The organism is Pseudomonas sp. EpS/L25 (assembly GCF_001512295.1).
GTDB lineage: Bacteria > Pseudomonadota > Gammaproteobacteria > Pseudomonadales > Pseudomonadaceae > Chryseomonas.
On sequence record NZ_LNUP01000011.1, the window covers coordinates 430,469 to 450,001 of the forward strand.

Genomic DNA, 19,533 nt, shown 5'->3' on the forward strand with positions numbered 1-19,533 from the left:
AGCAGCGGCGCAATTTCGCCCTCACCCGCGTCGCGCCCCAGCACGAGGAAATCGTCCTGCCCGGCGCCCATGCCGACCTGGGTGGCGGCTATCCGGCCGAGATGACCGAGCGCCTGCTGCTGACCCGACCGCGCGCCTCGCGCGAACGCTATGGCACCGACAGCCATACCGCCTGGAGTTATCGCCAGGCCCAGATCGAGCTGGCGCATATCCAGCAGGAAGCCTGGTTCGATCCGGATCAGGCCAGGCTGACCCTCGATACGTGGCGCATCAGGCTGCCCGCTGCTCGCGGCGACCGGCCGGAATCCGAGGTCTTCGCCGCCGTGCGCTTGGAACGACGGGTGCGGGGCGACTTGTCCCTGGTCTATCTGCGGGTGATGCAGCGCCTGGCCAGCCTCCAAGGGGTGCCGCTGTCGGCCATCGATGACGACGATCCTGAATTACGCCTGCCGGATGAACTCCAGGCGATAGCCACCAAGCTTCAGGTCCATGCTCAGGGTGGCGAGCTAAAGCTCGACCAAGCCGAAACCCGCCTGCTGTTCGGGCACTACGTGCATCTATCCGCCCATTGGCAGGCCCAGATCGGCCGCGGCCTGGGTAACGTGGACGCGGTCTTCGTCCATGCCCCCACGCCCGACGGTCGGCGCTACGTCTATCCAAACCTTCCCCAGGCAGGTTATCCACAATGAGCCGCTGGCTGCTTTGCCTCATCCTGGTGCTGGGACTGACCGGCTGTCAGTCCAGTGCCGCGACCAACCCCAAGCTGCCCTACGCTGCCTGGTACCTGGGCTTCCTGGCACCCAACTACATGGAGGTCTGGCTGGAACGAGCCGACATCAGCGACGTCAACGGCCTCATCTTTCCCAAGGCCATGGGGGGCGTGATCGCCATGGGCCAGCCCGAGAGTCTATCGGCTACCGCCAAAGGTTGGCCCAAGCGAATCGGCTCGGGCAAAGGCCGCTCCATGACCGGCCTGGATCTGCCCTATGTGGTTTCGCTGCGTTGGCAATCCATGGTCGAGCCCCAGACCTACCATGCGGCGTTCCTTATCCCCCAGTGGGCGCGGGAGAAGATGGTCGAACGCCTTCCTGCCAAGTGTCCTAGCGGTCGTACGTTCGATTACCGCGAGTCCCTCACCATCGGCCTAGCGCCGGGTGGCGTCGTCAAGGTATGGATAAAAGGCCCCTGCCTGGACCCCATCGAAGTCCTGACCCTGCAAGCCGAGATCGAGCCCAAGGGGCCTTATGGTGGCAAGTCGGGCGGCAAGTACCGCCCGCTGTCTCCGGTGGTGAAGGCCTATGTCGCCAAGTATGGCGTGCCCTACGGCAGCTGGTGGGCGCCGATCCCCTACACCACGGTGGGACCTTGAGAGATGGACGCCTGGCTGGCTCTTGATCTCCTACAAGGTCGCCGCCGCAGGTAGCCTGGCTCCAGAAACGAGAACGCCCGGCAGTGCCGGGCGTTTTTTGTCTATCGCTCAGCGATGGCGATGATGACGATGCTTGGCATGCTTCCAGCCCTTGCCGGGATGGTCACGGTAGCGGCGGTCGTCGCGACCGTCGTCGCCCAGGTTGTTGCCCAGGGCGCTACCGGCGCCGCCACCCAGGGCCGCGCCGACCAGGCCGCCGGTGCTGCCGCCGACCCGATTGCCGATCACGTTGCCGCCCGCGGCGCCCAGGCCACCGCCGATAGCGGCCTCGGTACGATTGCGACGGTCCGCGCCCAGTACACCACCTGCTGCACCACCGACGCCGGCACCAATGGCGGCACCGGTGCTGCCGCCGACCTGCTGGCCGACCAGGGTACCGAGTACGCCACCCACGGCGCCGCCGAGTCCGGCTTCGGTATTGCCCGCATAGGCCGGGGCAACGCCCGCCAGGGCCAGCAACAAGAACAGGGCTGAAGGTTTCATGGAGTCCACTCCGTGGTAGAGACGAGCCGATCCTCGGTAAAAATCGCTGCCCTGGCAAGCACCGAACGGTCGTTTGAAAGGTAAAGGTTGTCTTTACCCATTCCTTTGATTTCGCTGAAGAAACCCTTACCTCATGGGCCGGTCTCAGCGGCTTTGCGCCCTGGCCAGCGAAGGCTTTTCACAGACGCTGCCAGGACCGTTGCGCTGGTCTAGACTGGGAGCTACCGGTGCGCAAGCGCCGGCCGTTGGCATCGGCAAGGGGACCCCATGATCCAGGCGCGTTTGCTGTTCGGCTGTCTGCTGGCGGGCGTCCTGCCCGCCGCCCAGGCCTGGGAATACACCCTCATCGCCCCCGACAAGCCGGTACAGAACTGGAGCATCAGCAGCGACCGGTTAGGCCTGCGCGATGGACTAGACTTCTCCGTCGGGGTGCATCGCCTGAGTGGCGGACGCCAGGAAGGCAGCGTGTTGATCGAGATCGATACCGGCACCCTGCAACTCACCGTGGTCGCCACCCGCGGCATGAATGTCCTGCGCGCCCAGGCCGGTACTCTACGGCTGGGCTGGGATTCGCCGGTGCGCGAGGTAGTCAATCCAGCCTTCGTCAATTTGGAGAGCCGCGGCGGCCTGGGCTGGCTGGAGGGCTTCAACGAGCTAGTGGCCCGCGCCGGCTTCGAGTGGGTCGGCCATCCGGGCATGGATCGCGGGCAACTGCTGACCCTGCATGGCCGGGCCAGCTACCTGCCGGCGAGCCAGGTGGTGCTGACCATCGACGAGCAGCCGCCCCATCGCATCAGTCTCAAGGGTGTGCTCCACGAGGAGGCCTTCAAGCAGGCCAATTTCCGCATCGATACCGAACTGGTCACCCAGGCCGGCGCCAGCAGCTTCACCCTGCACGACCGCCTGACCAATCAGGGCGATCAGGCTGCCGAGTACCAGGTGCTCTACCACAGCAACTTCGGCCCGCCGTTGCTCGGCGAGGGCAGCCGTTTCGCCGCGCCGGTGCGCGAGGTGTCACCCTTCGATGCGCGGGCACGCCAGGAGCTGGGCGAGTGGCAGACCTATCGTGCGCCCACGCCGGGTTACGGCGAGACGGTCTACAACCTCTATCCCTACAGTGACGACCAGGGGCGCAGCCTGGCGGTGCTGCATGATCGCAGCGCCCACCAGGGCGTGGCCCTGGCCTTCAACGTGCACGAGCTGCCGGTCTTCACCCTGTGGAAGAACACCGATGGCAAGGCGCAGGGCTACGTCACCGGGCTGGAACCGGGCACCAGCTTCTCCTACAACCGCAGCCTGCAGCGCGCCTTGGGGCTGGTGCCGCGTATCGAAGCCGGGGGCACCCGCGACTTCACCCTGGAGTATCGCCTGCTACCCAGCGCCGCGGCGGTCCGGCAGGCGCTCGGCCAGGTCGAGAAGATCCAGCAGGGTCGCCCCATGAGGGTGCAGGAGATGCCGCTGGCCCAGGAGCCCCGGGCCAGCGAAAACGGGGCAGCCAGGTAGCGACTAGGGCTTGTCTGAAAAGTCGCCGAGCGAAGGTCAGGCAAGGCGGAAATCAGCGAGGAAGCGAAGTTTACGAGTGGTAAATGAGCATTCCGACGGGGCCACCCTGACCGGGCTGGCGATCCAGCTGATTTTTAACGCCGCATGACCGAGCGCAGGCATTTTTCAGACAAAGCCTGGTGTGGTGTTTCAGACGTTCGCGCAAGCATTGGCGAGTGATTTTTTTGCTCGGGCCAGGCGCCGCGACGAGCCATAGCAGGGCTATGGCGAGGAGTGGCAACGCCGCCCGGGCAAAAAAAGCGCGGCTAAAATTGTGCAGTCAATTTCTGAAACACCGCACTAGCGCCGCGCCGGCACCGGGCGGGTGCGTCCGCTACCGTCGATGGCGACGAAGACGAACACCGCCTCGGTCACCTTGCGCCACTCGCTGGAAAGCGGATCGTCGCTCCAGACCTCGATGAGGATCTGGATGGAACTGCGGCCGATCTCCAGGGTGTTGGTATAGAAGGAGAGCTGTGCGCCCACGGGCACCGGCGTCATGAAGGCCATGCGGTCGATGGCCACGGTCGCGACGCGGCCAGCGGCCAGCCGGCTGGCCATGGCGCTGCCGGCCAGGTCCATCTGGGCCACCAGCCAACCGCCGTAGATATCGCCGAAACCGTTGGTCTCGCGGGGTAGGGCGGTGATCTGCATGGCCAGGTCGCCTTGGGGGATGGGATCTTCTTGTTCGAGCTCTTCGATCATGACAGGGCCCTCGGGAGCCCGGATAGGTAGGTAACGTTCAGCATCCACACGCAAGAATGCTGCCAATCCCTGCGGCGGGAATCGTTAGGAGGCTAAAGTATAACGCCTGTGGCAGAGCCGCTCGACCGCTTTCGCCGCGAGCGAGGGCGAGATATCTCGGCAGATGACGGCTGAATGCCGGCTGAATCTATAGCGGAAATTCCTTGCAGATTTGCTATCGTGGTGTCCGTGCCCGGCCAGGCAATCCAGAGGGTCGAGCACGTCCGGTGATCAGGTAACGATCGGTCAGACCTGCTGCCGCGCGGCTCCACAAGGGCACGTGCGGTGTGGTGCAGGTCCGGCGCCCATCCGGCAGCCCGCCCGATCCTCACCCCATCCGTCCCAGGCGGAACGTCACTCGGGGCCGCGTCTTGTCCGCTACACCCGGAGGGATGCCAGAGGCCGAACTTCCTTTGCGCTTCTTTTCTGTCCGGGATCTCCGATGAAACTGCAATCCGCCGCCGCGCCCCTCACGTCGCGCCCCCTGGGCCGTAGCGACTACAAGACCCTGTCGCTGTCCGCCCTGGGTGGCGCCCTGGAATTCTACGACTTCGTCATCTTCGTCTTCTTCGCCGCCGTGGTGGGGAAGCTGTTCTTCCCCACCGACATGCCCGAATGGCTGCGGCAGCTGCAGACCTTCGGCATCTTCGCCGCCGGCTACCTGGCGCGTCCCCTGGGCGGTATCGTCATGGCCCACTTCGGCGACCTGCTCGGGCGCAAGAAGATGTTCACCCTGAGCATCTTCATGATGGCCCTGCCCACCCTGGGCATGGGCCTGATGCCCACCTACGCCCAGATCGGCGTGGCCGCGCCCATCCTGCTGCTGGTGCTGCGGATCATCCAGGGCGCGGCCATCGGTGGCGAGGTGCCCGGCGCCTGGGTGTTCGTCTCCGAACACGTCCCCGGCAAGCACGTCGGCTATGCCTGCGGCACCCTCACCGCCGGCCTCACCTTCGGCATCCTGCTCGGCTCGCTGATGGCGACCCTGATCAATACCGTCTTCACCCCGTTGGAAGTGGCCGACTACGCCTGGCGCCTGCCCTTCCTGGTGGGCGGCATCTTCGGCCTGTTCTCGGTCTACCTGCGCCGCTGGCTGCACGAGACGCCGGTGTTCGCCGAGTTGGCGATCCACAAGTCCCTGGCCGAGGAAGTGCCGCTCAAGGCCGTGCTGCGCGACCACCCCGGCAGCGTGGTGCTGTCCATGCTGCTGACCTGGATGCTCACCGCCGGCATCGTCGTGGTCATCCTCATGACCCCGACCCTGCTGCAGACCCAGTACGGCTTCTCCGCCGCCCTGGCGCTCAAGGCCAACAGCCTGGCGATCGTCTTCCTGACCCTCGGCTGCATCCTCTCCGGCGCCCTGTCCGATCGCTTCGGCAGCGGCCCGGTGTTCATCGTCGGCGGGCTGATCCTGGCGGTGGCGAGCTGGGCGCTCTACGCCGGTCTCAAGACCTATCCGGAGTGGCTGTTCCCGCTCTATGCCTTCGCCGGGGCCGCGGTGGGCGTGATCGGGGGGGTACCGCGGGTGATGGTGCTGGCCTTCCCGCCCAAGGTGCGCTTCTCCGGCCTGTCGTTCTCCTACAACGTCGCCTACGCCATCTTCGGCGGCCTGACGCCCATGGTCGTCACCCTGATGCTCAAGCAGCACCCGCTGGGCCCGGCCTGGTACGTCACGGGCCTGGCGCTGCTGGGCGTGGGCATCGGTTTCTACCTGCTCGGCCGCGAGCGTCGCGCTGCCGCCCTGGCCACTGCCTGATCGCGACGCCCAGGCCGCCGGTCGTGGCGGCCTGGGCGACCTCGGCATCGCCAAAAACGTCATCCCCACAGACGTCCCGCCTCGCGAGGACTAGGCTCGAAGCGCTAAGGCTTGCTTGAAAAGTCGCCGAGCGAAGGTGAGGCAAGGCAAAAATCAGCGAGGAAGCGGAGTTTACGAGTGGTAAATGAGCATTCCGAGCTGATTTTTAACGCAGCATCGCCGAGGCGCAGGCACTTTTCGGGCAAAGCCCAGAGCCAGTCCAATAATAAGAGCGAGGTGCAACATGTCCGGTAATCGTGGCGTCGTCTATCTGGGCGCGGGCAAGGTCGAGGTGCAGACCATCCCCTATCCCAAGATGGAAACCCCGCAAGGCAAGCGTATCGACCACGGCGTCATCCTGCGCGTGGTCTCCACCAACATCTGCGGCTCCGACCAGCACATGGTGCGCGGTCGGACCACCGCGCCCGAAGGCCTGGTGCTCGGCCACGAGATCACCGGCGAGGTGATCGAGGCGGGCCGCGACGTCGAAACCCTCAAGGTCGGTGACCTGGTTTCCGTGCCCTTCAACGTCGCCTGCGGGCGCTGCCGGACCTGCAAGGAGCAGGACACCGGCGTCTGCCTGACCGTCAACCCCTCCCGCGCCGGTGGCGCCTACGGCTACGTCGACATGGGCGGCTGGGTCGGCGGCCAGGCCGAATACGTGCTGGTTCCCTACGCCGACTTCAACCTGCTGAAACTGCCGAATCGCGACGCGGCCATGGAGAAGATCCGTGACCTGACCTGCCTGTCCGACATTCTGCCCACCGGCTACCATGGCGCCGTCACCGCCGGCGTCGGTCCGGGTACCAGCGTCTACGTGGCCGGTGCCGGTCCCGTTGGCCTGGCCGCCGCGGCTTCGGCCCGCCTGCTGGGCGCCGCCGTGGTCATCGTCGGCGACGTCAATCCGGTCCGCCTGGCCCATGCCAAGGCCCAGGGCTTCGAGATCGCCGACCTGTCCCAGGACACTCCGCTGCACGAGCAGATCGCCGCGCTGTTGGGTACTCCGGAGGTGGATTGCGCCGTCGACGCCGTTGGCTTCGAGGCCCGCGGTCACGGTCACGAAGGCGCCAAGAGCGAAGCCCCGGCCACGGTGCTGAACTCGCTGATGGGCATCGTTCGCGTGGCCGGCAAGATCGGCATCCCCGGTCTCTACGTCACCGACGATCCGGGCGCCGTCGACGCCGCTGCCAAGCAGGGTGCCCTGAGCATCCGCTTCGGCCTGGGTTGGGCCAAGTCCCACAGCTTCCACACCGGCCAGACCCCGGTGATGAAGTACAACCGCCAGCTGATGCAGGCGATCATGTGGGATCGCATCAAGATCGCCGACATCGTCGGCGTGCAGGTGATCACCCTCGACGAGGCACCGCGCGGCTACAGCGAATTCGATTCGGGTGTCCCGAAGAAATTCGTCATCGATCCGCATCGGCTGTTCAGCGCCGCCTGAGTGACGGACTGAACGTTTCGCCCGGAATGCTGGCTGTTTGGCATTTCTCGGGCGAGGCGTGCAGTCGTTTGCCATGCCGGAGTGTCTACCTCGGCAGCGCCAACCCAGGTGCTGCCTTCTCCCGGTGTGTCGAACGAGGCCCGCATGATCCCGAAAGCCCTTTCCGCCGTCTCCCGTATCGTCCCCGCGCTGCTGGTAACGCTCTTTCTGCTGCTCGGTAGCACCGCTGCCCGTGCCGAAGGAGGCGTGTCCTTTCGCTTCGCCGAAGAAGGGCAGGGCTGGCTGTTGCGTGGTCCGGTGAATGTCCTCAAATGGCCCTTCGTCTACGACCGTAGCCGCGAGCGTGCGCGCAATACCCTGGTGCGTCTGGACGGCGACACCCAGGTACGGGTGATCGAGACCCGCTCCTTCCAGCGCTGGAAGCGCGTCGAGGTGCAGCAGGATGGCCATACCGTGTTGGGCTGGGTGGAAAGCTACAACGTCCCCGAGGCCATGCGGCTGGACTGATCGGGAGCAAAAGGCCATCGGCGCCAGTCACACCTCTGACATCCATCCATTCCAGAGGAGCGACGCATGTCCGCCATCACCCGTCTCCAGCTCAACGACGGCCACCATATTCCGCAATTCGGCCTGGGTGTCTGGCAGACTCCTGCCGAAGAGACCGCCCAGGTGGTCAGGACCGCCCTCGACCTGGGCTATCGCCACATCGATACCGCCGCCATCTACGGCAACGAAGAGGGGGTCGGCAAGGCCATCGCCCAGGCTGGCCTGCCGCGCGACGAGCTGTTCATCACCACCAAGTTGTGGAATGCCGACCAAGGCTACGACAGTGCCTTGCGCGCCTTCGACACCAGCCTGGCCAAGCTGGTCCTGGACCACGTCGACCTCTACCTGATCCACTGGCCGCTGCCGGAGAAAGGCCTGTTCCTCGACAGCTGGAAGGCGCTGATCGAGCTGCGCAACCAGGGCCGGGTGAAGTCCATCGGCGTGTCCAACTTCCGCCAGGCCGACATCGAGACGCTGCTGACCGAGACCGGCGTGGTGCCGGTAGTCAACCAGATCGAATGCCATCCGCTGCTGCAGCAGCAAGAGCTGCGCGACTTCAACACCTACAAGGGCATCGCCACCGAAGCCTGGAGCCCGCTGGCCCAGGGTGGCGAGCTGCTGGGCAACCCGGTGTTGCAGCGCCTGGCGGCCAAGCATGGCAAGACCCCGGCGCAGGTGGTGCTGCGCTGGCACATCCAGCTCGGCAACATCATCTTCCCCAAGTCCAAGACGCCCGCGCGCATCGAAGAGAACATGCAGATCTTCGACTTCGCCCTGGACGACGAGGACCTGCGACAGATCGCCGGGCTCAACGAGGACAAGCGCCTCGGTCCGGACCCGTCCACCTTCAACGGCTGACGTTCGCGGGGGCGCCGCGATGAGCGGCGTCTCTGTATGCCTGGCGCGCAAGGCGCCAGTGCCTGTATGCTGCGCAGCCCTTTCGGGACGCCTCATGCCGGATCGGCATAGGGCAGGCCACAGCGGCATTAGACACGTCCGGTAACGCTCTGGCAAAAGGTGTAGCGCTTTGGCGCTCCTCGTCCTTTTCGAGCGCCGTTTCCGCAGCCTGAACGCAGACCTCCCGCTGGCATCGCATGCGCCTTGCGCATCTCGTACCGGCCCGGTGACGTTCGTCCCGAACTCAAGCAACTAGAACAAAGGTGTCGGTACATGACCAAGCCCAAGCTCAGCCTCGCCTGGCAGATCCTCATCGGCCTCGTGCTGGGGATCGCCGTCGGCGCACTGCTCAACCACTTCAGCGCCGAGAAGGCCTGGTGGATCTCGAACGTCCTGAAGCCGGCGGGTGACATCTTCATCCGGCTGATCAAGATGATCGTGGTGCCCATCGTCATCGCCACCCTGGTGGTCGGCATCGCCGGCGTCGGCGACTCCAAGAAGCTGGGCCGCATCGGGCTGAAGACGATCCTCTATTTCGAGATCGTCACCACCCTGGCCATCGTCGTCGGCCTGTTCTTCGCCGACAGCGTCCAGCCCGGTGCCGGCATCGACATGAGCACCCTGGGCACCACCGACATTTCCCAGTACCAGAAGACCACCGCGGAAGTGCAGCATGACCATGCCTTCATCGCGACCATCCTCAACCTGATCCCGTCCAACGTCTTCGCCGCCGTCGCCCGCGGCGAGATGCTGCCGATCATCTTCTTCGCCGTGATGTTCGGCCTGGGCCTGGGCGCTCTGCCGGAAGCCACCCGCGAGCCGGTGGTGCGCGTGTTCCAGGGCATCTCCGAGGCCATGTTCAAGGTTACCCACATGATCATGAACTACGCCCCCATCGGCGTCTTCGCGCTGATCGCGGTGACCGTGGCCAACTTCGGCTTCGCCTCCCTGCTGCCGCTGGCCAAGCTGGTGGTGCTGGTCTACGTCGCCATCGGCTTCTTCGCCCTCGGCGTACTGGGCCTGGTGGCCAAGCTGTTCGGCTTCTCGATCTTCCGCATCATCCGCATCCTCAAGGACGAGCTGATCCTGGCCTATTCCACCGCCAGCTCGGAAACCGTGCTGCCGCGCATCATCGAGAAGATGGAGGCCTATGGCGCGCCCAAGTCCATCACCAGCTTCGTGGTGCCCACCGGCTATTCCTTCAACCTGGATGGTTCGACCCTCTACCAGAGCATCGCGGCGCTGTTCATCGCCCAGCTCTATGGCATCGACCTGTCGCTGAGCCAGCAGCTGCTACTGGTGCTGACCCTGATGGTCACCTCCAAGGGCATCGCCGGGGTGCCGGGCGTCTCCTTCGTGGTCTTGCTGGCCACCCTTGGCAGTGTCGGCATCCCGCTGGAAGGCCTGGCCTTCATCGCCGGCGTGGATCGCATCATGGACATGGCGCGTACCGCCCTGAACGTGATCGGCAACGCCCTGGCCGCACTGGTCATCGCCAAGTGGGAAGGGCTCTACGACGCCGAGAAGGGCGCCGCCTACTGGGCGGCCCTGCCGCACCTGAAGAGCACCGCCAAGGTCAAGGAACGTCCTCAGGCCACGCGCGGTGAAGCCCTGCGCGACTAAGGGCATCGCCTTTCGCGTCCAGAGCCCGGCCGGTGTGGTGTTTGAGAAGTTCGCGCAAGAATTGGTGAGTGATTTTTTGGTCTGGGCCAGGCGCCGCGACGAGTCATAGCAGAGCTATGGCAAGGAGTGGCAACGCCGCCCAGGCCGAAAAAGCGCCGCCAAAATTGTGCAGTCAACTTCTCAAGCACCACACATCGTCAGGCGCTGTCGTTTCAGCGGTCGAGAATGGCCGCGTAGCCCTCGCGATAGCTGGGATAGCGGGGCGCCCAGCCCAGCGCCCGGGCGCGGGCGTTGCGGCACCTCTTGCTGCCGGCGCGGCGCAGTTCGGCGTCGTCCGACCAGAAGCCGATGTCCAGGCGGGCGCGCAGCCAGTCGACCACCTCGTCCAGCGGCGCCGGATCGTCGTCCACGCCCAGGTAGAGTTCGTCCAGGGCGACGCCTTCGCGATCTCGCTGCAGCAACAGCGCCAGCAGGCCGGCAGCGTCCTCGACATGGATGCGGTTGCCGTACAGCGGCGGCTCGCGAGTGACCCGCGCGCCGGCACGGACCTGGCGCAGCAGCGCCTCGCGTCCGGGGCCGTAGATGCCGGTCAGGCGCACCACCGTGGCGGGGATGCCGCTGCCGAGCGCCAGGTCTTCCGCCTCGCGCAGGAGGCGCCCGGAAAAGCGCTGGGGTTCGGCCGGTGCGGTCTCGTCGATCCAGGCGCCGTCCTGCTGGGCATAGACGCCGCTGCTGGAGACGAACAGCAGCCGCTGCGGACGCTGCCCGCAGGCGCTCAGCCAACCCAGCAGGTGACGCAGGCCGTCGACGTAGGCGGCGCGGTAGCCGGCTTCGTCATGGTCGGTGGCGGCGGTGGCATAGACTATCTGGTCGAGGGGTTCCCGCGGCCAGGCGGCCGGTGGCATGGCGTCGGCGAGATCGCCCGCGACCGGCAGCAGCTCGCCGGGGAGGGCGGCAACGTTGCGTCTGAGGCCGAAGACCTGGTGGCCCTGGGCGACCAGTTGCCGGCCTAGGCGGCTGCCGACATCGCCGCAGCCGGCGATCAGGATGGTGCTCATCGTGTTTCCTTCCTCTGGTTCTGTACGAAAAGTCGCCGAGCGAAGGTCAGGCGAGGCGAAACGACCAACGGGAGTAACAGCCAAAGGCTGGCCCGGAGGGTAAGCGCTAGCGAATCAAAAGGCTGAGGAAGCGGAGTTTACGAACGGTAAATGAGCATTCCGAGGCCTTTTTCAACGAAGCATTACCGAGCGCAGGCACTTTTCGTACAGAACCTGGAAAAGGCCTGGACGAATGGCCAGGGTAGCCCGAGCGCGGCCGGGGTCCAACCGGATAGGCCGGCTGCGTGTCCGTCGCGCTTGGCCGTTGATAGAGACAGCCGCTAAGATTGGCCGGCAACCCATGGAATTTGACTATGACCCTGACTGAACTGCGCTATATCGTCACGCTCGCCCAGGAACAGCACTTTGGCCGAGCCGCCGAGCGTTGCCACGTCAGCCAGCCGACGCTGTCGGTCGGCGTCAAGAAGCTCGAGGACGAGCTGGGCATTCTGATCTTCGAGCGCAGCAAGAGTGCCGTGCGCCTCACCCCCACCGGCGAGGGCATCGTCGCCCAGGCGCAGAAGGTGCTGGAGCAGGCCCAGGGCATTCGCGAGCTGGCCCAGGCCGGCAAGAACCAGCTCAGCGCCCCGCTGAAGATCGGTGCCATCTATACCATCGGGCCCTATCTCTTCCCGCATCTCATCCCGCAACTCAACCGGGTGGCGCCGGAGATGCCGCTGTACATCGAGGAAAACTTCACCCATCTGCTGCGCGACAAGCTGCGCACGGGTGAACTGGACGCCGTCATCCTCGCCCTGCCGTTCAGCGAGCCGGACGTCCTGACCCTGCCACTGTACGACGAGCCTTTCTACGTGATGATGCCGGCGCGGCACCCCTGGACCCAGCTCAAGGCCATCCCGCAGAACCAGCTCAGCGACAAGAGCCTGTTGCTGCTGGGCGAGGGTCACTGCTTCCGCGACCAGGTCCTCGAAGCCTGTCCGACGGTGCGCAAGCACGAGGAGAACAAGAACTCCACGGTGGAATCCTCGTCCCTGGAAACCATTCGCCACATGGTGGCCTCGGGGCTGGGCGTCTCGGTACTGCCGTTCTCGGCGGTGGAAAGTCACCACTATGCGCCGGGGATCATCGAGGTCCGCCCCTTCGAGCGGCCGGTGCCCTATCGCACCGTGGCCATCGCCTGGCGCGCCAGCTTCCCGCGGCCCAAGGCCATCGAGGTGCTGGCCGATTCGGTCCGGCTGTGTTCAGTGGCGCGACCCGAGGCCAAGGGCGTCGTACAGCCGGCATGAGTGAATTGGCCGCGACGCCGGTCACCGCCCTCAAGGGCGTCGGCGCGGCGCTGCAGGAGAAACTGGCACGAGTGGGGCTGGAAACCCTGCAGGACGTGCTCTTCCACCTGCCGCTGCGCTACCAGGATCGCACCCGCATCGTGCCCATCGGTGCCCTGAGGCCCGGCCAGGACGCCGTGGTGGAAGGCATGGTCGCCTCCGCCGAGGTGATCATGGGCCGCCGCCGCAGCCTGCTGGTGCGCCTGCAGGACGGCAGCGGCACCCTGTCGCTGAGATTCTTCCACTTCAGCCAGGCGCAGAAGGACGGCCTCAAGCGCGGCACCCTGCTGCGCTGCTATGGCGAGGTTCGCCCCGGCGCCTCGGGGCTCGAGATCTACCACCCGGAATACCGTGCCCAGGACGAAAGCGCCCCGGCGCCGGTCGAGCAGACCCTGACGCCCATCTACCCGACCACCGAAGGCCTCACCCAGTTGCGCCTGCGCCAGCTCAGCGCCCAGGCGCTGGAGCGCCTGGGGCCGACCTCGCTGCCGGACTGGCTGCCACCGGAGATGGCCGAGCACTACCGCCTGGGCCCCCTGGCCGACGCCCTGCGCTATCTGCACCGACCGCCGCCGGATGCGGACCTGGAAGAGCTGGCCGAAGGTCGCCACTGGGCCCAGGAGCGGTTGGTCTTCGAGGAATTGCTGACCCACCAGCTGTCCCTGCAGCGGCTGCGCGAGACCCTGCGCGCGCAGCGTGCCGTACCCCTGCCGGCCGCCCAACGCCTGCCCGGCCGCTACCTGGCCAACCTCGGCTTCACCCCCACCGGCGCCCAGCAGCGGGTCGGCCGTGAGATCGCCTTCGACCTGGCCCAGTCCGAGCCCATGCTGCGGCTGGTGCAGGGCGACGTGGGCGCGGGCAAGACGGTGGTCGCCGCCCTGGCCGCCTTGCAGGCCATCGAGGCCGGCTACCAGGTGGCGCTGATGGCGCCCACCGAAATCCTCGCAGAACAGCATTTCCTCAACTTCCAACGCTGGTTCGCCGCCCTGGATATCGAGGTGGCCTGGCTGGCCGGCAAGCTCAAGGGCAAGGCCCGCGCCGCCTCCCTGGAGCGCATCGCCGCCGGGGCGCCCATGGTGGTGGGCACCCATGCGCTGTTCCAGGACGAGGTGCGCTTCGCCCGTCTGGCACTGGTGGTGATCGACGAACAGCACCGTTTCGGCGTGCAGCAGCGCCTGGCCCTGCGCCAGAAGGGCGTCGATGGCCGTCTGGCGCCGCACCAGCTGATCATGACCGCCACCCCCATTCCACGCACCCTGGCCATGAGCGCCTATGCCGACCTGGACACCTCGGTGCTCGACGAACTGCCGCCGGGACGGACGCCGGTAAACACCGTCAGCGTGACCGACAGCCGTCGCGAGGAAGTGGTGGAGCGGGTGCGCGCCGCCTGTCACGAAGGGCGCCAGGCCTATTGGGTCTGCACCCTGATCGAGGAGTCAGAGGAACTCACCTGCCAGGCCGCCGAGACCACCTACGAGGAATTGCAACTGGCCCTGGCCGAGTTGCGCGTGGGCCTGATCCATGGCCGCATGAAGCCGGCGGAGAAAGCCGCGGTGATGGCCGAGTTCAAGGCCGGCCACCTGCAACTGCTGGTGGCCACCACGGTGATCGAGGTAGGGGTGGACGTGCCCAACGCCAGCCTGATGATCATCGAGAATCCCGAGCGCCTGGGCCTGGCCCAACTGCACCAGTTGCGCGGCCGGGTCGGGCGGGGCAGTGCGGTCAGCCACTGCGTGCTGCTGTTCCATCCACCGCTGTCGCAGATCGGCCGCGAGCGCCTGGCCATCATGCGCGAGACCAACGACGGCTTCATCATCGCCGAGAAGGACCTGGAGCTGCGCGGTCCCGGCGAGATGCTCGGCACCCGGCAGACCGGGCTGCTGCAGTTCAAGGTGGCCGACCTGATGCGTGACGCCCACTGGCTGCCGGCGGTGCGCGACGCCGCCCAGGAGCTGCTGGCACGCTGGCCGAGCCATGCCGGGCCGCTGCTGGAGCGCTGGTTGCGCCACGGGCAGCAATACGGTCAGGTTTGACAACACCTATACAGACGACGGTACCTGCGGAGCTGAATGGTTATACTCACGGACGTACGTGAGGAAAAATGCCATGACCGATGCAGCGCTCGCTTCGCCCCTTCCGGAAGTCCCCCCTTCTATCCAGCAGTTGCTCACCCAGTTGGGGCTGCCCTACCGTCCACTCCCGGCATCGACTGCCCAGCTGGAGGCGAACCGGGTGCATACGGTACTGCTGAGCGACAGCGTCGGCATGTTGCTGGTGCTGCTGCCCCAGGATCAACTGCTGGATCTGCGGCGCCTGGTGGAGTTCACCGGTCGCCAGCTGGAAGTGGTGGCGCCGGAGCGCCTGATGCGCACGCTGGAGCGCTACGAGCTGGACGTGCTGCCAGGTCTGCCCTCGCTGACCAATTCGCCCTGCCTCTTCGATGAGCGTCTGCTGGACGTACCGCAACTGCTACTGGAGTCCGGCGAGCGTGCGCTGTTGCTGGAGGTGGAGACCGCCGACTATCGCCGGCTGCTGAGCCAGGCGACCGCCGGCCGCTTCGGCATTCCGGTCGCCGGCATCCAGCCGAACCTGCGTCATCCCGAGCGCGACGAGGCGGAAGTCCTGCACGCCGCCACGGCCTTCACCGCGCGCCGCATTCGCCAGCGCCTGGAAGAGACCCTGGAAATCCCGCCGCTGTCGAAGACCGCGGAAAAGGTCATCAAGCTGCGGGTCGACCCCGACGCCACGGTGGACGAGCTGGCCAACGTGGTGGAGACCGATCCGGCGCTGGCGGCCCAGGTGATCAGCTGGGCCGCGTCGCCCTACTACGCTGCCCCCGGCAAGATCCGCTCGGTGGAAGACGCCATCGTGCGGGTACTGGGCTTCGACCTGGTGATCAACCTGGCGCTCGGCCTGGCTCTGGGCAAGACCCTCAGTCTGCCCAGTGACCAGCCGCAGCAGGAAACGCCCTACTGGAAACAGGCCATCTACACCGCTGCCCTGATCGAGGGCCTGGCGCGCGCCATGCCGCGCGCCGAGCGCCCGGAGATGGGCCTGGCCTACCTCGGCGGCCTGCTGCACAACTTCGGCTATCTGGTGCTGGCACATGTCTTCCCGCCGCACTTCTCGCTGATCTGCCGCCATCTGGAGGCCAACCGCCAGCTGGATCACCAGGTGATCGAGCACCATCTGCTGGGTATCACCCGCGAACAGATCGGCGCGGCCCTGATGCGCTGCTGGGAGATGCCCGAGGAGGTGGTGAGCGCCCTGCGTTTCCAGGGCGATCCGGACTACCGCGGCGCCCAGGCCGTCTATCCGAACCTGATCTTCCTCGCCGTGCAGTTGCTGCGCCGCGAGGGCATCGGCAACGACCCGGCGCAGCCGATTCCCGACGACCTCTATGCCCACCTGAACATCGATCCGGCCAAGGCGCGGGAGTGCATGCAGAAGATCCTCGGCGCGGAAGCCGCCCTGCGCGAACTGACCGGCCAGTTCAAGTGAAGACCGCCTGAGCGCCTGGTCCAGACAGGGCCGGACGCTCGGGGCTGGCCGAACGCCGGACAACAAAAAACCCGCCGAGGCGGGTTTTTCGTCAAGGGACAGATCAATTACTTGATCTTGCCTTCCTTGTACATGACATGCTTGCGCACGACCGGATCGAACTTCTTGATCTCGATCTTTTCGGGCTTGGTGCGCTTGTTCTTGTCAGTGGTGTAGAAGTGACCGGTACCGGCACTGGAAATCAAACGGATCAATTCACGCATGACGAATCCCCTTAGAATTTTTCGCCGCGGCTACGCAGCTCGGACAGGACGGTTTCGATACCGCGCTTGTCGATGATACGCATGCCCTTGGCAGAAACGCGCAGACGCACGAAGCGCTTCTCGGATTCTACCCAGAAACGGTGATGCTGCAGATTCGGCAGGAAACGACGACGGGTTTTGTTGTTAGCGTGGGAAATGTTATTCCCAGTAATCGGACCCTTACCGGTTACTTGGCAAACTCTCGACATGGCTCAGCCCTCATAAACCTCATGCCAAACCCGGCATGGGTTGGCCGCTTGTACTGTATTGATTCCTGTTTTGACGGGGAGAGCCGGCCAAAGCCGGGGGCCGGAAGCGGCCATACCCCGAAAAAAGAGCGCTGTTTTATACCAGAAGCGCTCCGTGACCACAAGATAGGGCGACGGATGAAATGCCCGGAAACAGCAGCTTGCGCGACAGGCGCCGGGATGTGGACCGTTCGTCGGTCGGAAGCATTGTGACGGACGGACGGGTGGTCTAGTGTGGTGTTTCAGAGGTTCGCGCAAGAATTGGCGAGTGATTTTTTGGCGGTTCGGCGTTCCGACCTGGCCAGGCGCCGCGACGAGTCATGGCAGGGCTATGGCGAGGAGTGGCAACGCCGGCAGGACAGTCCGCCGCTGCGGCGGAAAAAGCGCCGCCAAAATTGTGCAGCTGACTTCTGAAATACCGCACTAGTTTAGGACTCAGCCGAACGTCTGCCCACCCCAGATTTACAAGGAAACGTCCATGCGCTTCGCTGCCTTGCCTCTGCTCTTCGCGCCCCTGCTGGCCCAGGCTGCCACGCTCAGCGTCTGTACCGAAGCGAGTCCGGACGGTTTCGACGTGGTGCAATACAACTCGCTGACCACCACCAATGCCTCGGCCGACGTGCTGATGAATCGCCTGGTGGAGTATGACGCCAGCGAAGGCAAGCTGGTACCGAGCCTGGCGCAGAGCTGGACGGTGTCGAGCGACGGCCTGACCTACGATTTCGCCCTGCGTCCGGATGTGAAATTCCACCGGACCGACTACTTCACCCCGAGTCGCACCCTGAACGCCGACGACGTGGTGTTCAGCTTCCAGCGCATGCTGGACAAGAACCATCCCTGGCACGCGGTGGCCAAGAGCGGCTATCCCCATGCCCAGTCGATGCAGTGGCCCAAGCTGATCAAGAGCGTGGAGAAGACCGGCGACCTGGGTGTGCGTATCGTGCTCAACACCCCAGACGCCACCTTCCTGCCGACCCTGAGCATGGGCTTCGCGTCCATCTATTCCGCCGAGTACGCCGACCAGCTGTTCAAGGCGGGCAAGACCGCCCAGCTCAACGACGAACCCGTCGGCACCGGCCCCTTCGTCTTCAAGCGCTACCAGAAGGATGCCGTGGTGCGTTACGCGGCCAATCCGGACTACTTCGGCGGCAAGCCCAGGCTCGACGGCCTGATCTATGCCATCACCCCGGATTCGGCGGTTCGCCTGCAGCGGCTCAAGCGTGGCGAGTGCCAGATCGCCCTGTCGCCCAAACCCCAGGACCTACAGAGCGCCCGGGAGGACAAGAACCTGCAGGTCCTGCAGACCCCGGCCTTCATGACCGCCTTCGTCGGCATCAACACCACCCACCCGCCGCTGGACAACATCAAGGTGCGCCAGGCCATCAACCTGGCGTTCGACAAGCAGAACTACCTCAAGGCGGTGTTCCAGGACACCGCGGTGGCTGCCGACAACGTCTATCCGCCCACCACCTGGGGCTATGCCAAGGACGTGCCGGCCTATCCCTACGACCCGGCCAAGGCCAAGGCGCTGCTGGCCCAGGCGGGCCTCAAGGACGGTTTCAAGACCACCATCTGGACGCGGCCCAGCGGCAGCCTGCTCAACCCCAATCCGCAACTGGGGGCCCAGATGCTGCAGGCGGACCTGAAGAAGATCGGCGTCGACGCCCAGATCCAGGTGATCGAATGGGGCGAGCTGATCCGCCGCGCCAAGACCGGCGAGCATGACCTGCTGTTCATGGGCTGGGCCGGTGATAACGGCGATCCGGACAACTACCTGACCCCGCAATTCTCCTGCGCCTCGGTGCAGTCGGGCCTCAACTTCGCCCGCTACTGCGACAAGACCCTCGACAGCGCCATCGCCAAGGGCAAGACCCTCTCCGACCAGATGGCCCGGGCTACGGTCTATCATCAGGCGCAGCGCATCATCCACGACCAGGCGCTGTGGCTGCCGCTGGCGCACCCGACGGTGACGGTGCTGACCAGAAGCGGCGTGCAGGGCTACCAGCCCAGCCCCTTCGGTCGCCAGGACTTCAGCGAGGTCAGCGGTGGCCGCTGATGACGATCGGGCTCGCGCGCCTTTTTCGAAGGCGCGCTAGTGTGGTGTTTCAGAAGTTCGCGCAAGAATTGGCGAGTGATTTTTTGACCTGGGCTAGGCGCCGCGACGAGTCATAGCAGGGCTATGGCGAGGAGTGGCAACAACGCCCAGGCCAAAAAAGCGCCGCCAAAATTGTGTAGATAACTTCTGAAACACCACACTATCGCCAGGGCTGGCCGTCGGTGCGCTCGACCTGCTTGACCTTCTGCTGGATGGCGGCGCGCGCCAGCATATGGGCGCTGACCGGCGCGGTGATGAAGATGAACAGGGCGATCAGCAGTTCGTGCAGGCTGAGGCCCTCGCCCTGGACGCTGAAGAACAGCATCGAGGCGACGATGGTGCTGCCCACGCCCAGGGTGGTGGCCTTGGTCGGGCCGTGCAGGCGCATGAAGAAGTCCGGCAGCCGGTACAGGCCGATGGCGCCGATGAGGGCGAAGCTGCTGCCGATGAGCAGCAGGGCGCAGATCAGGAGTTCGAGCCAGAAGGGCATGGGATAGCACT

18 protein-coding genes are annotated in these 19,533 nt (G+C 65.5%); 12 read left to right on the forward strand and 6 right to left on the reverse strand.

All coding sequences use genetic code 11. The features are described 5' to 3' along the window. Positions 1 to 689, forward strand: a 689-nt coding sequence (locus tag AR540_RS11025; protein ID WP_065242530.1) for a Rhs element Vgr protein, incomplete at its 5' end; no start/stop codon positions are given. Further along, a complete protein-coding gene (locus AR540_RS11030) occupies positions 686 to 1,369 on the forward strand; it encodes a DUF2931 family protein (RefSeq protein WP_059228852.1) in 684 nt (227 codons plus the stop codon). The genes AR540_RS11025 and AR540_RS11030, both read left to right, overlap by 4 nt. Before the next feature lie 108 nt (positions 1,370 to 1,477). Here the strand turns inward: AR540_RS11030 and AR540_RS11035 are convergent, their stop codons facing one another. Further along, positions 1,478 to 1,912, reverse strand: a complete 435-nt coding sequence (locus AR540_RS11035) for a hypothetical protein (protein ID WP_059228854.1) — start codon at positions 1,910 to 1,912, stop codon at positions 1,478 to 1,480. 267 nt (positions 1,913 to 2,179) lie between these two features. Here AR540_RS11035 and AR540_RS11040 point away from each other — a divergent pair, with 267 nt between their 5' ends. Next, positions 2,180 to 3,415 (forward strand): aldose 1-epimerase family protein, encoded by a 1,236-nt coding sequence (locus tag AR540_RS11040; protein WP_059228855.1) that lies wholly within the window; start codon positions 2,180 to 2,182, stop codon positions 3,413 to 3,415. Positions 3,416 to 3,754: 339 nt separating this feature from the next. Here AR540_RS11040 and AR540_RS11045 read toward each other — a convergent pair whose 3' ends face one another. Next, on the reverse strand, positions 3,755 to 4,156 hold the full coding sequence (locus AR540_RS11045) for an acyl-CoA thioesterase (protein WP_058761821.1): 402 nt from the start codon (positions 4,154 to 4,156) through the stop codon (positions 3,755 to 3,757). A 484-nt stretch (positions 4,157 to 4,640) separates the two neighbouring features. Between AR540_RS11045 and AR540_RS11050 the strand changes: the two genes are divergently transcribed. The 5 genes from AR540_RS11050 to gltP all read left to right on the forward strand — a co-directional run bounded on the left by AR540_RS11050 (position 4,641) and on the right by gltP (position 10,503). Beyond that, positions 4,641 to 5,954: an MFS transporter gene (locus tag AR540_RS11050; protein ID WP_059228858.1), complete on the forward strand. Its 1,314-nt coding sequence runs from the start codon at positions 4,641 to 4,643 to the stop codon at positions 5,952 to 5,954. Between the two features lie 283 nt (positions 5,955 to 6,237). Continuing rightward, a complete protein-coding gene (fdhA, locus tag AR540_RS11055; RefSeq protein ID WP_059228860.1) occupies positions 6,238 to 7,437 on the forward strand; it encodes a formaldehyde dehydrogenase, glutathione-independent in 1,200 nt (399 codons plus the stop codon). A gap of 144 nt (positions 7,438 to 7,581) precedes the next feature. Continuing rightward, a complete protein-coding gene (locus tag AR540_RS11060) occupies positions 7,582 to 7,944 on the forward strand; it encodes a hypothetical protein (protein WP_236712045.1) in 363 nt (120 codons plus the stop codon). A gap of 66 nt (positions 7,945 to 8,010) precedes the next feature. After that, positions 8,011 to 8,841 (forward strand): aldo/keto reductase, encoded by an 831-nt coding sequence (locus AR540_RS11065; protein ID WP_059228862.1) that lies wholly within the window; start codon positions 8,011 to 8,013, stop codon positions 8,839 to 8,841. 312 nt (positions 8,842 to 9,153) lie between these two features. Continuing rightward, positions 9,154 to 10,503 (forward strand): glutamate/aspartate:proton symporter GltP, encoded by a 1,350-nt coding sequence (gltP, locus tag AR540_RS11070; protein ID WP_059228864.1) that lies wholly within the window; start codon positions 9,154 to 9,156, stop codon positions 10,501 to 10,503. A 212-nt stretch (positions 10,504 to 10,715) separates the two neighbouring features. On the opposite strand, the gene AR540_RS11075 is transcribed toward gltP, so the two are convergent. Then, positions 10,716 to 11,561, reverse strand: coding sequence for an NAD-dependent epimerase/dehydratase family protein (locus AR540_RS11075; protein WP_059228867.1), 846 nt, complete (start codon positions 11,559 to 11,561; stop codon positions 10,716 to 10,718). 353 nt (positions 11,562 to 11,914) lie between these two features. Between AR540_RS11075 and AR540_RS11080 the strand changes: the two genes are divergently transcribed. The 3 genes from AR540_RS11080 to AR540_RS11090 all read left to right on the forward strand — a co-directional run bounded on the left by AR540_RS11080 (position 11,915) and on the right by AR540_RS11090 (position 16,387). Further along, positions 11,915 to 12,847 (forward strand): hydrogen peroxide-inducible genes activator, encoded by a 933-nt coding sequence (locus AR540_RS11080; RefSeq protein WP_059228868.1) that lies wholly within the window; start codon positions 11,915 to 11,917, stop codon positions 12,845 to 12,847. After that, complete coding sequence (gene recG, locus AR540_RS11085; protein WP_059228870.1) at positions 12,844 to 14,919, forward strand: ATP-dependent DNA helicase RecG; 2,076 nt, start codon at positions 12,844 to 12,846, stop codon at positions 14,917 to 14,919. Before AR540_RS11080 ends, recG begins: the two co-directional genes overlap by 4 nt. A 73-nt stretch (positions 14,920 to 14,992) precedes the next feature. Beyond that, positions 14,993 to 16,387 carry an HDOD domain-containing protein gene (locus tag AR540_RS11090; protein WP_177339222.1) on the forward strand — a complete coding sequence of 465 codons (1,395 nt, stop codon included), beginning with the start codon at positions 14,993 to 14,995 and terminating at the stop codon, positions 16,385 to 16,387. Between the two features lie 107 nt (positions 16,388 to 16,494). Here the strand turns inward: AR540_RS11090 and rpmG are convergent, their stop codons facing one another. Continuing rightward, positions 16,495 to 16,650: a 50S ribosomal protein L33 gene (gene rpmG, locus AR540_RS11095; RefSeq protein WP_007159904.1), complete on the reverse strand. Its 156-nt coding sequence runs from the start codon at positions 16,648 to 16,650 to the stop codon at positions 16,495 to 16,497. Between the two features lie 11 nt (positions 16,651 to 16,661). Then, a complete protein-coding gene (gene rpmB / locus AR540_RS11100) occupies positions 16,662 to 16,898 on the reverse strand; it encodes a 50S ribosomal protein L28 (RefSeq protein ID WP_059228874.1) in 237 nt (78 codons plus the stop codon). A 517-nt stretch (positions 16,899 to 17,415) separates the two neighbouring features. On the opposite strand from rpmB, the gene AR540_RS11105 reads away from it, so the two are divergent. Beyond that, the gene (locus tag AR540_RS11105) at positions 17,416 to 18,993 is read left to right on the forward strand and encodes an ABC transporter substrate-binding protein (RefSeq protein ID WP_059228875.1); all 1,578 of its coding nucleotides are present in this window, start codon (positions 17,416 to 17,418) and stop codon (positions 18,991 to 18,993) included. Positions 18,994 to 19,192: 199 nt separating this feature from the next. Here the strand turns inward: AR540_RS11105 and AR540_RS11110 are convergent, their stop codons facing one another. Then, positions 19,193 to 19,522, reverse strand: a complete 330-nt coding sequence (locus tag AR540_RS11110) for a Na+/H+ antiporter subunit G (RefSeq protein WP_059228877.1) — start codon at positions 19,520 to 19,522, stop codon at positions 19,193 to 19,195. Between the last annotated feature and the right edge of the window lie 11 nt (positions 19,523 to 19,533).

What these genes read in the sequence shown, in the direction of transcription:
- AR540_RS11030 (WP_059228852.1), top strand. Translation starts at nt 686, where the DNA reads ATGAGCCGCTGGCTGCTTTGCCTCATCCTGGTGCTGGGACTGACCGGC.
- AR540_RS11035 (WP_059228854.1), bottom strand. Translation starts at nt 1,912, where the DNA reads ATGAAACCTTCAGCCCTGTTCTTGTTGCTGGCCCTGGCGGGCGTTGCC.
- AR540_RS11040 (WP_059228855.1), top strand. Translation starts at nt 2,180, where the DNA reads ATGATCCAGGCGCGTTTGCTGTTCGGCTGTCTGCTGGCGGGCGTCCTG.
- AR540_RS11050 (WP_059228858.1), top strand. Translation starts at nt 4,641, where the DNA reads ATGAAACTGCAATCCGCCGCCGCGCCCCTCACGTCGCGCCCCCTGGGC.
- fdhA (WP_059228860.1), top strand. Translation starts at nt 6,238, where the DNA reads ATGTCCGGTAATCGTGGCGTCGTCTATCTGGGCGCGGGCAAGGTCGAG.
- AR540_RS11060 (WP_236712045.1), top strand. Translation starts at nt 7,582, where the DNA reads ATGATCCCGAAAGCCCTTTCCGCCGTCTCCCGTATCGTCCCCGCGCTG.
- AR540_RS11065 (WP_059228862.1), top strand. Translation starts at nt 8,011, where the DNA reads ATGTCCGCCATCACCCGTCTCCAGCTCAACGACGGCCACCATATTCCG.
- gltP (WP_059228864.1), top strand. Translation starts at nt 9,154, where the DNA reads ATGACCAAGCCCAAGCTCAGCCTCGCCTGGCAGATCCTCATCGGCCTC.
- AR540_RS11075 (WP_059228867.1), bottom strand. Translation starts at nt 11,561, where the DNA reads ATGAGCACCATCCTGATCGCCGGCTGCGGCGATGTCGGCAGCCGCCTA.
- AR540_RS11080 (WP_059228868.1), top strand. Translation starts at nt 11,915, where the DNA reads ATGACCCTGACTGAACTGCGCTATATCGTCACGCTCGCCCAGGAACAG.
- recG (WP_059228870.1), top strand. Translation starts at nt 12,844, where the DNA reads ATGAGTGAATTGGCCGCGACGCCGGTCACCGCCCTCAAGGGCGTCGGC.
- AR540_RS11090 (WP_177339222.1), top strand. Translation starts at nt 14,993, where the DNA reads ATGACCGATGCAGCGCTCGCTTCGCCCCTTCCGGAAGTCCCCCCTTCT.
- rpmG (WP_007159904.1), bottom strand. Translation starts at nt 16,650, where the DNA reads ATGCGTGAATTGATCCGTTTGATTTCCAGTGCCGGTACCGGTCACTTC.
- rpmB (WP_059228874.1), bottom strand. Translation starts at nt 16,898, where the DNA reads ATGTCGAGAGTTTGCCAAGTAACCGGTAAGGGTCCGATTACTGGGAAT.
- AR540_RS11105 (WP_059228875.1), top strand. Translation starts at nt 17,416, where the DNA reads ATGCGCTTCGCTGCCTTGCCTCTGCTCTTCGCGCCCCTGCTGGCCCAG.
- AR540_RS11110 (WP_059228877.1), bottom strand. Translation starts at nt 19,522, where the DNA reads ATGCCCTTCTGGCTCGAACTCCTGATCTGCGCCCTGCTGCTCATCGGC.